Below are 18,895 nucleotides of genomic sequence, written 5' to 3'. Positions count from 1 at the left end.
AATGGCAAAAGGCACTGTGAAGTGGTTTAATGCCAGCAAGGGTTATGGATTCCTGTCCCAGGAAGACGGTAAGGATGTCTTTGTACATTTTTCCGCGATTCAGGGTGACGGATACAAGTCGCTTGACGAAGGTGAAGCGGTTGAGTTTGAAGTGACCCAGGGTCCCAAAGGCCCGCAGGCGTCGAACGTCGTTCGGCTGTCGTCTCAATCGAGATAAGATAAGCCTGTAAAAAAAGCCCCCTGCCTCAATAGGCGGGGGGCTTTTTGTTTTAAAAATGCGGCGCAGGGGTGACACCCCGGCGTTCCAACGGTTGTTTGATGCGGCCTACCCGATTACCTTATGGACGATGTCGTGTTCACGGACGTGTTCCGTGACCTTCAACCCAAATTCCTCGCCCACTTGGGCGCTCTGGATGGATTGGTGTTCAACCTGCATGGATCCCACCCGTTGTTGAAAGTCCGTCGTGTGCCCCTTGATGTGGATGGTGTCCCCCACCTGAAGGGCCCCTTGATCCAGCTTAACGACCGCCACGCTCAAATGGGAATAGTAATGCGTCACGATGCCCACGCGCTGTTCCGCGATCATCGGACCGGCCGGAGGGGCCTTCGGTTTCATCGGCGGCGGTGCCGTCTTGACGCGCCCGACCGACTTGACTGCGGCCGGACGACGGGTCGGCCGGACCGTTTTTCGGGCCGTTTTCTTTTTAGCCGTCGTCCTCCTAGCCGGTTTCCTTGCGGATTTCTTGGGTGGTTTACGGGTGATCTTTTTGTTTTTTTTGGGTTTGGACTTCCGGTTTTTTTTCGGCATGAATTCCTCCTTTGCCAGATGTTTTATTATGATCGCTGATCCAGTGGAAGATATGCCTGGTCACGTTCGCCCTCGTAAATTTCGGTCGGGCGAAAAATATGGTTGTCCTTCAACTGCTCGATCCAGTGAGCCAACCAGCCTACGACACGCGCCAGTGCAAAGACCGGTGTAAAAAGGTCTCGGTCGATCCCCATCTTCTCATACACAATTCCGGAATAGAAGTCAACATTGGGGTGAATGCCCTTGCTGGCGAGTCGTTCCGTTCCCACCCGCTCGGTCTCCAGGGCGATCTCGTAGAGGGGCGACTTGCCGGAGTGGTCAAATATTTTCTGAACCAGTTTCTGCAGGATGATGGCCCGGGGATCCTTCACCTTATACTCTCGATGTCCCAGGCCCATGATCTTCTGTTTTGCGGCCAGTTTCCTTTCGATATATGGCCGGACATTAGCCACGGAACCGATTTCGCGAAACATTTCCACCACCTGCTCGCTCGCTCCCCCGTGTAGCGGACCCGAAAGCGTTCCGATGGCGGACGACACGACGGTGTAAGCATCGGCCAGCGTCGAAGCCGCAACCAGGCCGCTGAAGGTCGAGGCGTTCATCGTGTGTTCGGCATGCAGGATCAGGGCAATGTCCAGGACTTCGGCCAGCATCGGATCCGGTTCCTTCCCGGTCAACATATATAAAAAATTGGCCCCATGATTCAAGTCAAGACGGGGCGGAATCGGCTCGTCGCCGTGACGCATCCGCGCATGGGCCGCGACGATCGTCGGGAGCTTGGCGACGAGCCGTACGGCTGAGTGGTATTGAACCTCCGGGTCCTGTACGTTCTTGGCGGGGTAGAACATCCCGAGGGCCGCCACCGCGGCCTGCAGGGCATCCATGGGGTGCCCATGGTCCGGAAGGCATTTCATCAGGTCCGTTATCCGGTATTTGATCCGTCGGTGGGAACGGAGATCCGTGGTGAAGCGATCGAGCTCGAAAGCGTTGGGAAGGTGACCGAAGAGGAGAAGATAGGCGGTTTCGATAAAGTGGCTCTTTTCGGCCAGGACCTCAATCCGAAATCCCCGGTATTCCAGAATGCCCTTCTGTCCGTCCAGATAGCTGATCTTGGATTTTGCAGCGGGAATTCCTGCTAAACCGGGGGAGTAATCGGACATCCGCATCTCCTTTTTGGATAATTTTATCCGCAAGACCGGTAAAAAGCAACCGGTCTATTTTGCACCGGCTCGCCTGGTCCCATCCGCTGGCGGAGCCTCCCCTCCTCGCTCGTAGTGCATGTCGGTAAAATCCACGCGATATTACGGCAAAAAAACGCGCAGGCGGTCGAAGATTCCCATCGGCCGGATCTCCAGGCCCGAGATCGACTTTACCACCCTTTCCCGCACCTCTGAATGGCGCGCCATCCCCTCGAAGATCCGATCCCGGAACCAGGCGAGCGGGGGCAGGGCGGTGTTCCACAACAGGGTCAGCTCATCCCCCATGCGCTGAAGTCGCTCGACAGGGGGCCGTCGTTCCAGTTCATAACGGTCCAATCGTGGTTCCCGGTATGCTCCGGAAGCAAAGCCGTTCTGGATGACCTCGGCGAGGACAACCGCATCCTCCATGGCCTGATTGCGACCCTGGGCCACGTGAGGATTCATGGCGTGAGCAGCGTCCCCTATGAGGGCCACGCCATCGGCGGTCCAGCGCTCCGCCCGGACCCGGACGCAGGGCATGTACCCCACCTGATCCCAAGACGTGACGGACCGGAGGGACGGGGTGAGCGCAAGATCGATCATTGAGATCGCCGAGATCAATGAGTCAAGCCCGCGCTGCCTTATCGTTTCCCTGGCAGCGGCCGGGATCATGTAGAAAAGGTACAACTCGGTATCCGAAACAGGAAACATCCCCAGGATCTCGCCGCGACCGACATAGTACCGTGCATCGTTCGAAAATCCCGGCGGGCGCGGAACAACCAGGGTGAGGTAACCTTCTCGATACGCATGCAGACGGAATCGGACCCCCATCGCCTGTCGAACCTTGGAATAGGAGCCGTCGGAGCCCACGACGAACGATGTGCGGAGTTCAATGGGGCGGCCGTTCTGAATGGCCCGGATTCCAATGATCGTCTTATTCTGAAACAACAGCGTTTCGAAGTCGGTTCCGGTCAAGAGACGGACACGACCGGTCTGTTCGAGTTGTTCTAAAAGAAGGCCGAGCAAGTGGTGCGGCTGTGTGATCAGGGTAAAATTCCAGGGGGGAGGGAGGGACCGGTAATCAACGGTGCAGAGCTTCCGACCGCCGATGCGGAAGAAGTTAAATTGGTGGGCCACATGGGACGGAAGGATTTTGAGGCTATCCAACAGTCCGAGCCGATCCAGGATACGAAGGCCGTTTGGCTGAAGCAGTTCCCCCCGCGCAATCGATTGGAGCTTGGGTTGGCGTTCGACGATGGTCACGCGTCGACCCCCGCGACCGAGAATCAGGGCCAACAGAAGACCGCCCGTTCCTCCGCCGACAATGACGACATCGGCTGTTTCGATTGGATCGGACGTCCGAGAGCGTTGATTCATGAAACCGTCTTTTTATTCGGGTCATCGTTTGAAGGCTAGCTTGCCATCAAAACGGCATGGACGACCGTCAATATAATGGGTTCGGTTCCGAAAATCAATCCGAGGGTCTTAAGGGATCAGACGAGGTCGGGGCGGTCCGGGACATCAACCCCGTTCAACCGCCTCGACCGCTTCTTCCCCCTGGCCGTAAAATGGTTCCTTGACGCGGACGGTGTACAGTCGGTACCATGATCGGCGCGGGAACCAGCCGGATCATAAGGGCAAATATGATAAAGAACAGCACGACGGCCGTATAAAATACGATAACGCTAACTGCGATCAGTGAATGATAACCTTCTATGTTCATGATCATCCTTCCATTTATTGGGGCTTGCGTCGCCCCCCTCCACCTGCAAAGCCGGATGGACGCTAACCCTCCCGTTCACTTTGCTCGCTTGGTTTTCCCTTCCATTAGGAGACCCCGGCCGGGCTTAACCGCCGGCGACGACGGCCGGGAATCCCTTCAGGCCCGATTTGACGGTTGCGGAGAATGACGGGATCCACCACTTCACCGCAAATCAGACAGCGCAGTCCCTCAAAGTTTATTCGCCCTGTATCATCCCGAATATCTTGAAACCAATCATCGACCATTAATCCATTGCAACGCGGACAACGCATCGGACACCTCCTTTCATTAATTTTTGACCGACCAGTCGGTCAATCAAGCGGGTAAAAAAATCAGACCCGGTAAACCTGCCGGTCCCCCGCCTGTCGGACGGGTCCGGGCACACAGGCCTCGACGATGGCCTTCAAACTTTTAATGCAGTCGCCCAAGATTCGCGGGTCTTTTCGAGTCTTCACCAGCATAACGCCGCCTTCCCAAACGGCGACCATAAAACACGCCAAAGCCTTCGGATCGATGGACGGGGGCAGTTCGCCGTTCTGTTTTGCTTCCCGGAGGAGTCGCTCGAGGCGATCGCACCAGGCGTCGAAGACCTCATTGATCTTCTTCCGAAAGCCGTTGTGGATATCCGACATTTCGAGTGCAAAATTCCCAATAGGGCAGCCGCCGCGGCAGCCTTGTTTGCTCAGATGCTGCCTGGATGAATCGAACAGCCGGTAAATCCGTTCCATCGGGCGGCCCGGTCCGGCCAGGATCCGGTCAATCAATTCGGCCTCTTCGGCCAGGTAACTATCGATCACCGCGTATCCGAGCGCTTCCTTGCTGCTGAAATGGAAATACAAATTCCCTTTCTTGATCTTGCTGGCCTTTAAAATATCGTCGATACTGGTGTTGTTGTACCCATTGAGGTAGAACAACTCCCGGGCAGTTTTGAGGACCTTTTGTTTTGTGACCTCGCCTTTGTTCGCCATAGTGTAGAAAGAAACCGACCGGTTAGTCTATTTCGAGAAACATCATACCATCGGTCCGGTACCGTGTCAAGTCCTTTCTCAATTGATCAGGAAGGCTGGTGGGATGGGTTGAGGCGCGCGGCAATGCGGCGGGCTTTCATGGCAAAAGTGTCATCACCGAGAACGGGGCGGCATCGGGACGTGGGAATTTCCTGCCCGAGATCGACCCACGACCGACAGCCGGCGTAAGAGGGTTGGACCGGTATCCGGAATGACTCGGCCAGTTGAAAGACACGCAGGAGAACGAGATTAAGTCCCGGGGCCTGGCCGTAGAAAAACCGCTTTCGGACTTCATGCTCGTTGAGCACATGGAAGGCGGACAGCGTTTTAATTCGTTCCGGTTCGGTGATCTTGAACATCTGCTGCACGACGGCATAGTGGGTCAGGTGAACCTCCCCTTTCGGCGGTGGGGCCGCTAGGATTTGGTCTAAATACTTCCTCCAAGCCGGAATAATTCCTCTACGCTGTTGATGAAGGTAGGTCGGATAGATAAAGAATTCGGTATGCTCGACCTTGAATCGAGCAGTGTTTTCAATGAGACCGCCCTTGCGCAGCAGCAGGACTTGTCGTCCTTCCGCCAACGCCCTGAGGATGATGGCCCATTCTTTCAGCGCAAAGCGGTTATTGCGTTGCATGGATTTTTCTTCGATCAGGCCTTACGGTCGGAGTTTGGATCCAGGATGGATTTTTTATACTCCGTTCGCATCTCGGACTGAAGGCGTCCCAGGTGGTACTCCTTCCAATCTACGAACTTGGCATACCGAAACAGCGTTGGATGCACGGTATCCGCTTTCCGGCACATCTCCTGGACCATGGACCGGTAATCGGAATGCCCTTGGGGCATCGTGCGAAGCTCGCCGATATGGACCAGCTCCCGAAGATTCATCTTCATATACCAGCGAACCCGGTAGGCGAAGGGAACGACATATTGTGCTTCATGAGGAAGCTCGGCGTAGATACGTTTATAGAGATCGGCCGCTTGGGCCATGCACCGGTCGAAATTTTCCTTAAACCCAATCTCGGCCAATTCGTTGGGGGTGTCATAACCGTACGCCACATCAAAATCCTGACGCTCCTGGGAAAGGATCCGATGACGGTGAAGATCCCGGTACATTCCGAGATTGCCCAAAAGGTCGAAGGTGTAATAAACCTGTTCGAAGGCCCGTCCCGGTTTGTCCCGTCGGTGTTTTCGACGTTCCAGGTATTCGCTAATCAATCGGGCCCGGCGCTCCGAATTCCAGGACTTGACCTCGGCCCGGAGCTGGGTCAACGGAAGCCGTGTGTGGGGATAGAGGATGGCCGACAGGACTTTTTCTTCCGCATCGCCGTCGTAATCCACCAGGGCGACCGCTTCCGACGGCGCACGGTTCATGCCGGCCGTCTCCTTTTGTACGAATGCACGGGTGTTTAGGTACGTTTCGGTGAGATAGCTGTTGGACCCGGCCCGTTTGACAAAAGAAGGAATCAACGCATTTAATTCCTCTTGCATCTGTTTGGCCATTTGGCGCATTTCAGTTAAGGGATGGGAGTAGAGTTTAGTTAATAGATATTCGAAAGCCTGGCCTACGCCGAACAGACCGACATTGGTCTTTGTCGAAGCCGGCAGGTAGCCCCGGAGAAGGTCGCAGGCGTGGGCTCGTATCGTGGCTCGGTAGGCGGTCTGGGCCCATTTTTTCAATTCGGAATTTCGTCCCAGATCCGCATAGGCCAAGGCCTCGCCGGTTTGAGGATGTTTGAATGGCATATCGGTGATGGGCAGGCGCCGGGCGATGAAATTGATCAGGGGATCCATTTGGCTAGCGTAAGTTTGAAAAAGTAGATTCATGACGTTCAAGTATTTTGGGGCATGTTTTGAAGCCATGATGCGGGGTTCTTTGTAAAACAAGTATTCGCCATTGGGACCTTTTTTGTCGAAGCGAACGTACCGCGTGGATTTTTCCAGCGGCGCGAGCCCGATCCTCGCATCTTCGATCAGATTGGCCGCGACGTTGGAGATCCCCTCGCAGGCGATATGGGCTCCTCCCAATTGGGCGACAGAATCGTCCCCGTAACCCACCAGCACACGGTCGTAAAAAGCGCGGGCTTTTTTCAACGCGTCGGTATTGTCTGAGGCTGTCGGCGCGTGGAATGCTCCCATCTCGCCCAGAAATTCATCCAAGAAAATCCGACGAAGATCCTTCGCCGAACGGCTGTACCGGGAGAATAGCGCCCCCGCGACTTCCTGGGGCAGTTTAAGCCCGAAGACGCCCCTGTCTAGGTTAGTGAAAAACGGGGCGAGATTTTCGCGATCTTGGGCTGTTAAAGTTTCATCCGACATGGAGTGGATCCTTTTTCATTACTGGATTCCAGCTTGCCGTTGCAGCCAGCGGATGTAGCCGACGATCTGTTTGAGGTCATCGTCCGATAATCCCTCGATCTTCGGCATATCGCCGAAGTTCCAGTGATGAGCCCGGACACCCCTCCGCGGCGCAAGGAAAAAGGATGAGTCGCCGTGGTGATTGGGTTCATAAATTCGATCGATAAAGCTTGGACCGTGATCCGTTCCAGTCCCTGCACTTCCATGGCACGCTGCGCAGTATCGGTTAAAAGCCTCCTCTCCTTTTGCGTGTTCTTCTGGCACATTGGAAGTTAAGGTGGCCGGGGAGTTCCCGCCCTTGTCCGTATTGCAGCCCGGTAAAAACCAGACGCCGGTCAGGATGGCTATCGGCATCCACCGGACAATCCGAGGGAATTTCGATTTGTCATTCATGGAATAAATAAAGATACTATTTCCAATATTTTGGATCATCATAATACCGGTCAGTTATCGGCCTGTCAAGAATGTTTCCCTGGTTGAGGTTAGGACAATTGCGCTAAAAAAAGGAAGGATGTATAATTAATAAAAAATAGCGTTCTTTGGACTGGAAATGTGAGGAATTATGCGCTGTCCGGCGTGCGGGCATGAGGAAAGTATCGGCGACGTCTGTTCACAGTGCGCTACGCCTATGCCGGGAAAGGAAGGAGGATCGGCTCCTTCAATCTCCGTCCCCCCAAAGCAACCTGCCAAACCAACCTCGGTACCGCCAAAAGAAGGGAAGCACCGTCCTCGTCCCTTGCATGACTTGGACTTAACCCTTCCCGAGTTGGAAATTCAACATCTCGAGCCGCCTAAATCGCAGAAAGAAAAAGGTAAAATGGACGCCCCTTCAGCAAGTTCAGATCGGCAAAAAAAGATTGAAATTGCCGAGGTTCGTGAGGAAGGGAATTCGAAATCCGGGTCCGGACCTGCAATGGATCCCCGAAACGGCTCCCATAGCGGTAGTCGTCTGGATTTTTCCTCATTTATTCTCTCCGTTGGAGCTTCGGCGCTTGTGGCCATCGGCCAGGCTCGGGTGCCCGGTGTACCAACGGTGGCGGGTTCGCCGCCGCCAGTTGATCTCGTGCAAGCCCGGGAACTGATCGATCTATTAGGCTTGCTGGAAGAGAAGACCAAGGGAAATCTGACCAAAAGTGAATCGGAGCTACTTCAGCAGACTCTCTACAGCCTTCGCCTGAAATTCGTTGACATTTCAAAGAAAACATAATCGAAAAGGTCAAAAGAAGATGTAAAAAGGGCATCCCAGATATTGGAGATGCCCTTTTTACATGGGAATGGATTATTTTGTTTTAGGACAGGCCCGGTATAGGTTTCCTGCCAGACCGACGGTTTGCAGACCAAAAATTAGCCATTTTGAAGGATCGAAGTTATACCACTTGGGACCGTTACGATAATCCTTCGGATAGGCATGGTGGTAATTGTGATAGCCTTCTCCGAACGTAATCAGAGAAATCCACCAGCTGTCCCGGCTGCTGTTGTCCGTTCCGTTGGGCTGGTCGCCCCACAGGTGGCAGATCGAATTAATGCAGAATGTTGAATTAAGCACCAGAAAGGCCCGACCAACTCCGGCCAGAAGGAAACAACCCAATCCACCCACCCATCCGCCATTCAGAAATCCCACTATGAAGGGCAGGGCGAAACCTGAGATGAGGATAGGAATATAATAATCGTCCTGCCAGACCACCAGCCGATCTTTTTTAAATTGGGTTGTATATTTATCATCGGCGAATGGGTCCTTTAAAAATAACCAAAAGACATGGCTATGCCAGAAGCCCTTAGTGGCGTTGTAAGGGTCCTCTTCTTGGTCCACTTTGGCATGATGTCGCACATGGTCGGCTGACCACTTCAAGGCCGAATTTTGAAACGCCCATCCACCGGCAATGAGGAGAAGGATCTTTATAGGATCCGAACAGGTAAAGCTCCGATGTGAAATCAGGCGATGGTATCCAACTGTAATGCCCAACCCGGTAACGGCATACAGGATCCCGAATAAGATCCAATCTAGTTTTGAGTAACCAAATGTGAAACCGAAAATCGGAACACCGACCAAGGCCGCGAGGACGGTGATGGAAAACATCACAATCGCGAGATAGTCGGTGGGCCTTACAAGTGTTTCTGTTTCGGCAAACGCCTGATTCATTCGAGACTCCTTTCTCTATCCAGACACACAAAACCGCCCTCCATAACCGAAACGTCATGAAGGGCGGTTTCCGTTATTTCCAGATACAATATAGCATTTCAAACTCTAGGCGTCAAGTCTCAATACTTTATTAATGTTTCGGACCGGATGGCTCGGCGTATACGGTATTGCAATACCCGAATGATTTGAGGCATAATATTCCTTAAATGACCAAATAGGAGGGATGCATTATGAAGAATCAATATCTGGTTGTGGTGGCACTCTTGACCGTTTTTTTGCTCGGATCTGTAACAACGGGCTGGGCCTGCAAATCGGCTGGACCGAACACGCATGTCGGTCGTGTCACGACGATTGATGCGAAGGCCAAGACTTTCACGATCCAGGACGCCGAAACGAATCAACCGGTGACCTTTGTTGCCACCGGCACGATTCTCGACGAGCTCAATGTTAAGGATCGTGTGATGGTCGGTTACAAAGAAGAGAAAGGCCGGATGGTTGCGGTAGACATCCGCTCCTAGATTCCCCGGCGTCATGTTCGAATAGAGAACATTGTGCTTGTGAACGCAAAACTCATGTAGGGGCATAGGTTTACGCCCCTACATGAGTTTTAATATGATCAGGACCCAAGAGGGGACCATCGGAATGAAAATGGGTGTTCTTACGGCAGTGATTCTTTTCGTCCTGCTCGGATCGGGAGTCGGAAGATCGGCCGAGACCCTTCCTTTGAAACCGGCTCAGCCCCCACCGCCTCCGGTGGTCATGATCAAGATCGTGGTGGATGCACAAAGTCGGTGTGACAAGGCATATGATCCGGCGGTCATTAACGTGAAGGCCGGGACAACGGTGGAATGGATTAATCAGGATTATGAAACCCACACCCTGATCAGCAGTGGGGGTGGTGACCCCTGCAATCCGAAAGAGCTTTCACCGGATGTTCGTGTGATCGACGTTGGGCAATTGCCTCCTCGGAAGGAATACCGAAAGACCTTTGCGAAGCCCGGGGAATATCTGTACATGTGCCATCTCCCTTTCCACCACATGTCGGGCAAAATCATAGTTGTGCCGTAATCCGGCGGGAAAAACAGTCCACTGGCAAGACGGGGATGACCATGGGGCTTTCCCGGCAGACCGTGAAGTTTGCGGGTCTCCTGATATTTATCGTCATCTGCCTTGTGCTATTTCGGTGGACCGATCTGGGTCGATATCTCCATCCCGAGCAGATCCGGGACTCGATCCAATCCGTCGGATATCTTGCCCCTCTCCTCTATGTTTTGATTTACAGCGTCGCGCCGGTCTTTTTCGTTCCTGGTTGGATCATTACTATCGGCGGCGGACTGGCCTTCGGGCCCCTATGGGGAACGATTCTTACAGTGATGGGGGCAACGATCGGTGCAACCCTTGCCTTCCTTGTGGGACGTTACTTGGGTCGCGATTTCGTCACGCGCCTGCTTAAGGAAAAGTTTAAAACCATAGGGTTACTCGATGAGCGGGCCGCTTCGCGCGGTTTTGAGGTCATTTTTTTCCTGCGACTGATCCCGCTGATTCCGTTCAATGCGCTGGACTATATGGCCGGAATCTCCAAGATCGGGACGAGGGACTATATACTGGGGACCTTTCTGGGCATCATTCCGGGGACCTTTGCCTACGTCTATCTGGGCAGCACGCTGACACACATCCGATCATGGGGATTTACCCTGGCCATCGGCCTGTTGATTTTGTTGAGCCTGATTCCGATTTTTTACAAACGGAGGAAGAAGCGGGATCATTCTTTGAAATAAAGGTAATTTGGAGACCGGTAATCCCGTTTTTTTGTGATATTATTGATAAATTAGGTCATCATAACTGGAGTAATAATGATCATTCAAATTACAGGCTGACGTTTCCAATCCGCCCGTTCTTTTCTTGGATGAAAAAGACAGTAATGTTTGCCGGTTCCACATGGACTTTTGAGAAACCCGAGCGCTGATTCCAATTTGAGTCAGTTCCCGGGTTCTTTTATTTGAATTGAAATCATGCTGCAGATTTGATGGCCCAAAAGGGGAAAAACGACGGCAATTGTACAGGATCTTTGGACACAGGCGGTGGGGTGGGAATCGGGTGCAATGAGGCGATCTATTCCAACAGCCGATCTTGTCTTGTTGTTCAGGGGCACATCCATTTGAAAGAAAAAACTGGTATGACGAATTGAAGCGCACTTACCCCGGGGCGTATATCTTCGGCCGTTCAACGGCCGGGGAAATTCGCGGCACCAAGGTGTCGGATGGTTTATTGGTATCCACAGCCGTGAAGTTTGATTATTCCCGACTTCAAAGTGCCCATGTCGCCATTCCTAAAATACAGGACAGCTTCGACGCCGGCGAACATCTAGGCCGGTCTCTTAACCCAAAAGGTTTGGTCCATGGACTGGTCCTGTCCGAGAAGAGGCATGAGTAACGGGAGGCGATGTGTCTTTTTGTTTCGTTCAAATTGTTGCGATCACGACGGACATATTGGGTAAGGCTCCATTCGACCCGTGCTTTGATTGTGAGGCGAGGGTCTTTCGATCGTTGCTCGACCTTTCTTGACCTCGTTTCCAGCGTGTGCTATCGTATCTTGGGTTTGTTGATGAAAAAAGGAGTCGGTAAAACGCGGAGGAGCCATCCGAAATGAAACGGAGAAAGGTCACGGTCATTGGCGCTGGAAACGTCGGAGGAACGACGGCGCAGCGGCTGGTTGAAAAAGAACTTGCGGAAGAACTGGTCCTGATCGACATCAACAAGGATGTGGCATTAGGAAAGGCTCTGGACCTTGCCGAATCGGCTCCGATTTACGGCTACGACACACAAATCCGCGGGACGGACAATTACGCCGATTCGGAGGGATCCGATCTGGTTATCATCACTTCCGGGGTTCCCCGGAAACCGGGAATGAGCCGGGACGATCTTCTGTCCACCAATGCCAAGATCGTCAAGACCGTGGCCCAGCAAGTGGCTGTTCATTCTCCGGAAGCCGTGATCATTGTGGTTTCCAATCCATTGGATGCCATGACCTATGTTACCTACAAGACGACTCAGTTTCCTCGGGAGCGGATCATCGGCATGGCCGGTGTACTGGATTCGGCCCGCATGGCGACCTTCATCGCCCAAGAGCTTCGGGTCTCCGCCGAGACCGTCCGGGCCATCGTGATGGGCGGACACGGCGACAGCATGATTCCTCTCCCCCGTTACACAACAGTGGGCGGGGTGTCCGTGACGGAATTGATTCCCAAAAACCGACTGGATGCGATTGTTCAGCGAACCCGGGACGGAGGGGCCGAGATTGTCAAACTTCTGAAGACTGGAAGCGCCTATTTTGCCCCTTCCGCCGCCATTGTCGAGATGGTTGAGTCGATTGTCAAAGACAAGAAGAAGATCCTGCCGTGCGCGGCCCTTTGCAAAGGAGAATACAGTGTCCAGAACCTGTTCGTGGGGGTACCGGCTAAGCTGGGTCACGGTGGCATTGAAGCGATCGTGGAGTTCGAACTGACTTCGGAGGAAACCGCAGGGCTCCGGAAGTCGGCCGAAGGAGTCAAAGAACTCTGTACGGTTGTGGACCGCATGATCGGATGAGAGGAAGTTCGATGTTGACTAAGCGAGAATGCGGGTCTAGAATAATTTCTAGCCATGAAATCTCTGAATACCAAACAAGTCGACACCGAGGTGATTCTCGATTCTTTGAACGACAGCGTTGTCACCATCGGGTTAGATAAAAAAATCAAATACCTGAACAAAGCCGCCGAACGTTTGCTGGGCTACTCAAAGAAAGAGGCGAAGGAGATGTCCTGCGCGCAAGTGGTTCGGTGCGCGGCTTGTGATAACGAATGCCTTCTTGAGCAGACCTTATCCACCAGCAGGAACATCCATGATTACGAGACTGTCTTAAAAAATAAGTTCGGGAAGGTGGTGACCATCAGCACCAATACGGTTCTTCTAAAAAATAAAAACGGTCGGGTGATCGGAGGGGTAGAGATCATCCGGGATCGTTCGCAGATTGAAGCCTTAAACGAGGCCTTGAGGGGAAAGTACTCCTTTGAGAACATCATTGGAAAGAATCACAGGATGCAGAGGGTCTGCGCCCTGTTACCCGAGATGGCTCGAAGTGAGTCCAGTGTCCTGATCGAGGGTGAACTGGGCACCGGCAAGGAGCTATTGGCCCATGCCATCCATGAAAACGGTCCTCGCAATGAAAAACCGTTTGTGACAGTCAACTGCGGCGGCTTGACCGATGAGAGGGTGACCTGTGAGTTATTCGGATTTATCAAGGGGGCATTTCCTGGTGCGGTCTCGAATCGGGTCGGTCGTTTGGATTTGGCGGATGGGGGTACGCTCTTCCTTGACGAGGTTGGTTATATCAGTTCTGCCGCTCAGCTCAAATTGCTTCATTTTTTAAAAGAGAAGGAGTTTGAGCGGGTCGGGGACGGCCGGAAGATTAGGGCCAATGTTCGAGTTCTTGCAGCCACGCATCGGGATCTCGCCTCGGCGGTTGAGCACGGCGAGTTTCTCAGAGAACTTTTTGATCAACTTCGGACGGTTTCCATTGTCCTTCCCCCCCTTCGTGAACGGCGTGACGACATTCCCCTTCTCGTCCAACATTTTTTAAAGCGGTTCAATACATCGATGGGTAAAAAAATAAAGTCCGTTGCGCCGGCCGCAATGGAGATCTTGCTTAACTACGATTATCCGGAAAACATACAAAGGCTTGAGAATATTATCGAACATGCCGTTGTCCTCTGTACAGGCAGTACAATCTTGCCGTCCCATTTACCCAAAGACATGTTTTATGTTAAGGACGATTTCATGGATGTGGCTATTAAACACGAGGATCCTTTTAAGATTGTGGAACGACAATTAGTATTAAAAGCCCTTTCCCAGACCGACTGGAACTACGGTGAGGCGGCAGAAAGGCTCAAGATCAGTCGAACAACATTATGGAGGAAAATCAAAGAACATGGCATAAGTTATTCTTTTGTTAAATCCTCGAGTGAACAATAATCTCCTGTCAATAAATCCCGTCAAATAATCCTTTTAAAAATTTTCCGTCGGCCCATTCAAATTCGGCCCATTTCTTATCAATCGGGGTGAAGGATTCATCGGAAAAGAGGGTCGGATCAATTTGGCCTTGACAACCGCTGCTCATGGCCGGTATAATTTCAAAAATGAAACACGATGTTTCATTATTGCAGTAGAGGGTGCCGGTCGTGAAATGTCCGCGTTGCGAAAGCTATATGGTTCACGAACCCTTTGAAGACCTTCGGGACGACACAGGGGCGATATTCTTTTTCGGTTGGCGTTGTCTTGGTTGCGGTGAAATCATTGATCCTGTAATCCTGGCCAATCGCAAGAATCGGCCTGCGCCCATGGGGAGCAAGACGCGTAAACGATTGGTATTTCGTTGACGTCTCCCCCGATTGTCTCCATCATTATCCCTGTGAACCAACCTATCAGAGACCTAGGCGGTTCAAAATTCACCAAATCCAGTCGGGATTCATTCTGATTATTGAGTTGACAATATAAAATAAGGAGGTGTATTTTAGAAGCGATTTACGCTCTTTAATTCCGTGGTGTAATTGAATGAAAAGTTGATTCAATTCTTGCAGTTAGAATAATCATAACGAAGGAGGAACCATGCCTGGCGTCGATCCGTTCGAGTTGCTGTTCCGGTGGATTCACTTCTTAGCCGGAATAACCTGGATTGGTATTCTTTATTTCTTTAACTTGGTGAATGTCAATTTTATGAAAGGTCTTGATGCGGGGACCAAGGGGAAAGTCGTGCCTCTATTGATGCCGCCCGCGTTATGGTGGTTTCGATGGAGCGCGTTGGTCACGGTTCTGGCCGGGCTTTTGATTCTCATGAGGAAATGGGGAGGTGGCAGCGGGGCCTGGGAGGTGTCCATCAGCATCGGTGGAGCACTGGGGATCATCATGCTATTTAATGTCTGGGTGATCATTTGGCCGAATCAAAAGCGAATCATTCAGATGACGGCTGAGGCCGCCGCCAAGCAACAGTCTCCGCCGGCCGAGATGGCGGCCATGGCTCGAAAAGCCTACCTGGCATCTCGTACCAACTTTTATCTTTCTATTCCAATGCTCTTTTTTATGGCGTTAAGCCACTACCTTTAATTTAGCCGAGATGATCTCGTGTGGTACCCGGTTGGAACATAACCGCTAATTTCAGGCGGACCAAGTTGGGTCTTTGCGAATGAGATTGGGAGACGAGGGTGACACAGCAGATTCTGCTGAAAGATACAACAAAGGGAACGGTTGACCTTGAGGCCTACCAGAAAAAGGGCGGTTACCAGGCCTTGGAAAACGTTCTCCGACATTCTCAGCCGCTCGAGGTGATTGAAACCATCAAACGTTCCGGGCTGCGGGGCCGGGGAGGGGCCGGTTTCCCCACCGGGAAGAAGTGGGAAATGGTCGCCACCCACCGGGAATTGGAACGCTATCTGGCTTGTAATGCCGGCGAACACGAACCGGGAACCTACAAAGATCGTCTTCTGCTTCGGTTAAATCCCCATCTACTGCTTGAAGGAATCGCGATCGCGACGTTTGCCGTGGGGGCAAAAGAATCCCATCTGTTTATAAACGGGGCCTTTACCGAAGAGGTCGCGCTTGTAAGACAGGCGATCGAGGATGCTCAAAAACACGGACTATTGGGGCACAATATTTTGGGAACGGGGTTTTCGTGCGACATCCAGATTTTTTTGGGTCCGGACACTTATGTGGCTGGCGAAGAGACTGCCATGCTCGAATGCATGCAGGGACGCGAGGCCAAACCCAAGCACAAACCGCCCTATTATCCGACCGTCTATGGATTATACGGCAAGCCCACCGTGGTCAACAATGTCGAAACGCTGTCGAACGTTCCGCCCATTGTTTCCAACGGTGCCGACTGGTTTCGATCGTTTGGAACTAAAACATGTCCCGGGACCATGCTCTTTTCAATCAGCGGCGATGTTAACCGGCCCGGTGTATACGAGCTCCCACTCGGCGTTTCCCTCAGGAAACTGATCGAGGAATTCGGCGGCGGAATAAAAGAAGGACGAGCGCTGAAAGCGGTTTATCCGGGAGGCCCTTCCCAAGCTTTTCTGACCCCAAAGGACATCGACGTCTCGATGGATTTTGATTCCCTCAAGGCAATCGGATCCGGTCTGGGTTCAGCCGGGGTGATTGTACTGGATGACACCCATTGCATGGTTGAACAAACCATGAAGTTTTGTAATTTCTTCAGGGATGAAAGCTGCGGTCAGTGTCCTCCGTGTAAGATGGGGACGCATTATCTTCATCAGATCCTTGAGAAAATTGAGACGGGACACGGAAAACCGGAAGACCTCCGGGCGCTTCAACAACTCAGCGGTTTCGTCAAGGGTCGCGGCGATTGTACCGTCATTACCGGAGCCGCCGTGGCGGTTGAATGTAGCCTGCGGCACTTTCCGGAGGAATTTGAATCCCACATCAAAGCCCATCGCTGCACCGTGAAGGTCGCGTCCTAAGACGGCGGCCGCGGCTGGAATGATCCTATGCCCAAGGTTACCTTTTATCCATCGGGAATGAGCGGGGAGGTTCCCGAAAAAAAATCGCTGCTTGAAGCGGCCCAGCTCCTGGGGATTCCATTGGCTCATGAATGCGGCGGATTTGCCTCCTGCAGCACGTGTCGGGTGGTGGTGATCGAGGGACACGAGAATCTTACCGGGATCGAATTTGAAGAAGAGGATATGATGGATTTGGCGGCCTTGCTTCCGCCCCATCGCCTGGCGTGCCAGGCCAAGATCTTGGGGGATGTGACCGTTCAAATTCCGAGCGAGTCCAGGCCCGTCGAGCCGTGAGAGGTCTTCCCGACCTTAACGGGAGGTCTGTCATTCATAACGCCTGTTCTTTGGGCAAGGCATAAACCATGAAAGAAATCGCAATGAAGACCGAAGAGAAGACGCAAGAGCTTCAGGAAGCCATTGAGAAGGTACTGGTGCTGGTGGGTGAGGACCCGACGCGCGGAGGGCTCACCAAAACCCCGGAACGGGTGGCCAAGATGTTCCAATTTTTAACCAAGGGATATACCCAGGACATTGATGGGGTTTTAAACGGCGCGCTCTTTCCCATCAAATACGATGAAATGGTGATCGTCAAGGACATCGATTTCTTCAGTCTTTGCGAACACCATCTCGTTCCTTTCTTCGGCAGGTGTCATATTGCATATCTTCCGGATAAAAAGGTTATCGGCTTGAGCAAACTGCCGAGGATCGTCGAAGTTTTCAGCCGAAGGCTCCAAGTTCAAGAGCGTTTGACGCAGCAGATTGCCGAAATCATCCAGGAGAAAATCAAGCCGCAGGGAGTTGCGGTTGTGATGGAGGCCCAGCACCTTTGCATGATGATGCGGGGAGTGGAAAAACAGAATGCGACGGCGATTACCAGTGCGATGTTGGGAGGGTTCCGAACGCGCCGAGAAACCCGTGAAGAATTTCTGGAGCTAATCAGGCGGGGTTCGGTCCAAAAGGATCCTTTGCTTTGGAATCGCGACGTTCATGAATGAGGGAAACGTACAGCCGTTGGGTAGACAAAATTGGGCGTTTTGGACCCCCGTTTGCTGCCTACCGAGCGGCGGTCATATAAGACCGGAGTCCGGTCAGGATAAATTGGATGGCGATGGAAGCCAAGACGATGCCAAGGATCCGCGTCAATATCCGCATTCCGGTCTCCTTGAAGAGGGCAACGACCCGGGTTGAGCTACTCAGTATCATGTATACCACACCGGCGTTAAGTCCGATCGCCATAAGTAGAGCCCCCCACAAACCGGCCGAGGTGGCCTGGGCCGTGAGGACGATCACGGTTGAAATCGCCCCCGGGCCGCTCAGCATCGGCATGGCCAGCGGAATGATCGCGACGTCATCTTTGGCCAGACCTTCCTGATCTTCTTCGGGTGTATGACGCGTCCGGAGACTCTTCGCCTCCACCATGTCCAGCGAAATCTTCAGCAGAATGAGCCCGCCGGCGATGCGGAACGCGTCGATGGTGATACCGAAGAAATAAAAAATCCGATTTCCCAAGAGGGCAAACACCGTCAGGATGATGAATACCGCGACCGCGGCTTTTCCGGCCATCTTGACCCGGTCGGCGTGCGTATTGTGCGGGGTGATGGAAAGAAACATAGGCGCGTTTCCGATCGCATCGATGATCGCGAACAGCGAAACGAACGCTGTGATGAAAAAAGGAAAGACGGAAGTCATGGGGCCGGATTGATCTCGAGTTTGAATTCCTTTTATAATCGATTCCGTTCCGCTTTGCAAGCCCGGACGAGTTGGACCGGTCGGTTTAATAGCTTGACACTCCACCTAATAGGGCGTAAAATTTTTTTCTTGACAGGGTTTAATTTGTGGCGTAGACTTCGATACCGTTTTTTACAGGTGCATCGGAAGGTAGAACGATCAAAGGGTCTTCCTCATTGGAGTTCTTTTAGTCCTCTCAAAGGCACGACTGCCATAAATCAAGTGGATTAAGACCCTCTAAAATCATAAACCAAAAAGGCATGTCTTTGGCAGAACAGCGGCGGAGAGTAATCAGCTAAGTTTATTTAAACAAGTTCGGGTTGAGGGGCGTTTCCCTCTTCCCTTTACAAGGAAAGGAGATCAGAAG

20 protein-coding genes are annotated in these 18,895 nt (G+C 52.5%); 11 read left to right on the top strand and 9 right to left on the bottom strand.

Annotated features, from left to right (window positions below; genetic code table 11):
* The first annotated feature begins 1 nt into the window (after nt 1).
* Nucleotides 2–217, top strand: coding sequence for a cold-shock protein (locus VMN77_09430; GenBank protein ID HTN43999.1), 216 nt, complete (start codon nt 2–4; stop codon nt 215–217).
* 108 nt (nt 218–325) lie between these two features.
* Here VMN77_09430 and VMN77_09425 read toward each other — a convergent pair whose 3' ends face one another.
* From VMN77_09425 to VMN77_09395, 7 genes are all read right to left on the bottom strand, one after another.
* Nucleotides 326–808, bottom strand: a complete 483-nt coding sequence (locus VMN77_09425) for a hypothetical protein (GenBank protein ID HTN43998.1) — start codon at nt 806–808, stop codon at nt 326–328.
* Nucleotides 809–834: 26 nt separating this feature from the next.
* Nucleotides 835–1,974, bottom strand: a complete 1,140-nt coding sequence (locus tag VMN77_09420; GenBank protein ID HTN43997.1) for a citrate synthase — start codon at nt 1,972–1,974, stop codon at nt 835–837.
* 135 nt (nt 1,975–2,109) lie between these two features.
* Entirely contained in the window at nt 2,110–3,363 is a 1,254-nt protein-coding gene (locus VMN77_09415; protein ID HTN43996.1) for an NAD(P)/FAD-dependent oxidoreductase, read from the bottom strand.
* 717 nt (nt 3,364–4,080) lie between these two features.
* Nucleotides 4,081–4,716 carry a TetR family transcriptional regulator C-terminal domain-containing protein gene (locus tag VMN77_09410; GenBank protein ID HTN43995.1) on the bottom strand — a complete coding sequence of 212 codons (636 nt, stop codon included), beginning with the start codon at nt 4,714–4,716 and terminating at the stop codon, nt 4,081–4,083.
* 86 nt (nt 4,717–4,802) lie between these two features.
* Nucleotides 4,803–5,390 (bottom strand): DUF1802 family protein, encoded by a 588-nt coding sequence (locus VMN77_09405; protein HTN43994.1) that lies wholly within the window; start codon nt 5,388–5,390, stop codon nt 4,803–4,805.
* A gap of 14 nt (nt 5,391–5,404) precedes the next feature.
* Nucleotides 5,405–7,072, bottom strand: a complete 1,668-nt coding sequence (locus tag VMN77_09400) for an FAD-dependent thymidylate synthase (GenBank protein HTN43993.1) — start codon at nt 7,070–7,072, stop codon at nt 5,405–5,407.
* A gap of 18 nt (nt 7,073–7,090) precedes the next feature.
* Nucleotides 7,091–7,465 (bottom strand): cytochrome c, encoded by a 375-nt coding sequence (locus VMN77_09395; GenBank protein ID HTN43992.1) that lies wholly within the window; start codon nt 7,463–7,465, stop codon nt 7,091–7,093.
* A 382-nt stretch (nt 7,466–7,847) separates the two neighbouring features.
* Between VMN77_09395 and VMN77_09390 the strand changes: the two genes are divergently transcribed.
* Complete coding sequence (locus VMN77_09390; protein HTN43991.1) at nt 7,848–8,318, top strand: DUF1844 domain-containing protein; 471 nt, start codon at nt 7,848–7,850, stop codon at nt 8,316–8,318.
* A 72-nt stretch (nt 8,319–8,390) separates the two neighbouring features.
* On the opposite strand, the gene VMN77_09385 is transcribed toward VMN77_09390, so the two are convergent.
* Nucleotides 8,391–9,251, bottom strand: a complete 861-nt coding sequence (locus VMN77_09385) for a fatty acid desaturase (protein HTN43990.1) — start codon at nt 9,249–9,251, stop codon at nt 8,391–8,393.
* A gap of 230 nt (nt 9,252–9,481) precedes the next feature.
* On the opposite strand from VMN77_09385, the gene VMN77_09380 reads away from it, so the two are divergent.
* From VMN77_09380 to folE, 9 genes are all read left to right on the top strand, one after another.
* Entirely contained in the window at nt 9,482–9,769 is a 288-nt protein-coding gene (locus VMN77_09380; protein HTN43989.1) for a hypothetical protein, read from the top strand.
* Nucleotides 9,770–9,863: 94 nt separating this feature from the next.
* Nucleotides 9,864–10,319, top strand: a complete 456-nt coding sequence (locus VMN77_09375) for a plastocyanin/azurin family copper-binding protein (GenBank protein HTN43988.1) — start codon at nt 9,864–9,866, stop codon at nt 10,317–10,319.
* 41 nt (nt 10,320–10,360) lie between these two features.
* Nucleotides 10,361–11,029: a TVP38/TMEM64 family protein gene (locus VMN77_09370; GenBank protein ID HTN43987.1), complete on the top strand. Its 669-nt coding sequence runs from the start codon at nt 10,361–10,363 to the stop codon at nt 11,027–11,029.
* A gap of 867 nt (nt 11,030–11,896) precedes the next feature.
* Complete coding sequence (gene mdh / locus VMN77_09365; protein ID HTN43986.1) at nt 11,897–12,838, top strand: malate dehydrogenase; 942 nt, start codon at nt 11,897–11,899, stop codon at nt 12,836–12,838.
* Nucleotides 12,839–12,892: 54 nt separating this feature from the next.
* The gene (locus tag VMN77_09360) at nt 12,893–14,260 is read left to right on the top strand and encodes a sigma 54-interacting transcriptional regulator (GenBank protein HTN43985.1); all 1,368 of its coding nucleotides are present in this window, start codon (nt 12,893–12,895) and stop codon (nt 14,258–14,260) included.
* Nucleotides 14,261–14,893: 633 nt separating this feature from the next.
* Nucleotides 14,894–15,388, top strand: coding sequence for a urate hydroxylase PuuD (locus VMN77_09355; GenBank protein HTN43984.1), 495 nt, complete (start codon nt 14,894–14,896; stop codon nt 15,386–15,388).
* Nucleotides 15,389–15,486: 98 nt separating this feature from the next.
* Complete coding sequence (gene nuoF / locus VMN77_09350; GenBank protein HTN43983.1) at nt 15,487–16,761, top strand: NADH-quinone oxidoreductase subunit NuoF; 1,275 nt, start codon at nt 15,487–15,489, stop codon at nt 16,759–16,761.
* 27 nt (nt 16,762–16,788) lie between these two features.
* Nucleotides 16,789–17,094 (top strand): 2Fe-2S iron-sulfur cluster-binding protein, encoded by a 306-nt coding sequence (locus tag VMN77_09345; GenBank protein HTN43982.1) that lies wholly within the window; start codon nt 16,789–16,791, stop codon nt 17,092–17,094.
* Nucleotides 17,095–17,177: 83 nt separating this feature from the next.
* On the top strand, nt 17,178–17,795 hold the full coding sequence (gene folE, locus VMN77_09340) for a GTP cyclohydrolase I FolE (protein HTN43981.1): 618 nt from the start codon (nt 17,178–17,180) through the stop codon (nt 17,793–17,795).
* 58 nt (nt 17,796–17,853) lie between these two features.
* Here the strand turns inward: folE and VMN77_09335 are convergent, their stop codons facing one another.
* Nucleotides 17,854–18,489: a MarC family protein gene (locus VMN77_09335; protein HTN43980.1), complete on the bottom strand. Its 636-nt coding sequence runs from the start codon at nt 18,487–18,489 to the stop codon at nt 17,854–17,856.
* Nucleotides 18,490–18,895 lie beyond the last annotated feature (406 nt).

Source organism: Nitrospiria bacterium (genome assembly GCA_035498035.1).
Taxonomy (GTDB): Bacteria; Nitrospirota; Nitrospiria; order JACQBZ01; family JACQBZ01; genus JACQBZ01.
The sequence above is the reverse complement of the archived record's forward strand: the minus strand, read 5'-3'. Positions and strand labels throughout refer to the sequence as shown.

Bases quoted from the DNA above. Each gene is read 5' to 3' on its own strand.
- VMN77_09430 (HTN43999.1), top strand. From the start codon at position 2: ATGGCAAAAGGCACTGTGAAGTGGTTTAATGCCAGCAAGGGTTATGGA.
- VMN77_09425 (HTN43998.1), bottom strand. From the start codon at position 808: ATGCCGAAAAAAAACCGGAAGTCCAAACCCAAAAAAAACAAAAAGATC.
- VMN77_09420 (HTN43997.1), bottom strand. From the start codon at position 1,974: ATGCGGATGTCCGATTACTCCCCCGGTTTAGCAGGAATTCCCGCTGCA.
- VMN77_09415 (HTN43996.1), bottom strand. From the start codon at position 3,363: ATGAATCAACGCTCTCGGACGTCCGATCCAATCGAAACAGCCGATGTC.
- VMN77_09410 (HTN43995.1), bottom strand. From the start codon at position 4,716: ATGGCGAACAAAGGCGAGGTCACAAAACAAAAGGTCCTCAAAACTGCC.
- VMN77_09405 (HTN43994.1), bottom strand. From the start codon at position 5,390: ATGCAACGCAATAACCGCTTTGCGCTGAAAGAATGGGCCATCATCCTC.
- VMN77_09400 (HTN43993.1), bottom strand. From the start codon at position 7,072: ATGTCGGATGAAACTTTAACAGCCCAAGATCGCGAAAATCTCGCCCCG.
- VMN77_09395 (HTN43992.1), bottom strand. From the start codon at position 7,465: ATGCCGATAGCCATCCTGACCGGCGTCTGGTTTTTACCGGGCTGCAAT.
- VMN77_09385 (HTN43990.1), bottom strand. From the start codon at position 9,251: ATGAATCAGGCGTTTGCCGAAACAGAAACACTTGTAAGGCCCACCGAC.
- VMN77_09380 (HTN43989.1), top strand. From the start codon at position 9,482: ATGAAGAATCAATATCTGGTTGTGGTGGCACTCTTGACCGTTTTTTTG.
- VMN77_09375 (HTN43988.1), top strand. From the start codon at position 9,864: ATGATCAGGACCCAAGAGGGGACCATCGGAATGAAAATGGGTGTTCTT.
- VMN77_09370 (HTN43987.1), top strand. From the start codon at position 10,361: ATGGGGCTTTCCCGGCAGACCGTGAAGTTTGCGGGTCTCCTGATATTT.
- mdh (HTN43986.1), top strand. From the start codon at position 11,897: ATGAAACGGAGAAAGGTCACGGTCATTGGCGCTGGAAACGTCGGAGGA.
- VMN77_09360 (HTN43985.1), top strand. From the start codon at position 12,893: ATGAAATCTCTGAATACCAAACAAGTCGACACCGAGGTGATTCTCGAT.
- VMN77_09355 (HTN43984.1), top strand. From the start codon at position 14,894: ATGCCTGGCGTCGATCCGTTCGAGTTGCTGTTCCGGTGGATTCACTTC.
- VMN77_09345 (HTN43982.1), top strand. From the start codon at position 16,789: ATGCCCAAGGTTACCTTTTATCCATCGGGAATGAGCGGGGAGGTTCCC.
- folE (HTN43981.1), top strand. From the start codon at position 17,178: ATGAAGACCGAAGAGAAGACGCAAGAGCTTCAGGAAGCCATTGAGAAG.
- VMN77_09335 (HTN43980.1), bottom strand. From the start codon at position 18,489: ATGACTTCCGTCTTTCCTTTTTTCATCACAGCGTTCGTTTCGCTGTTC.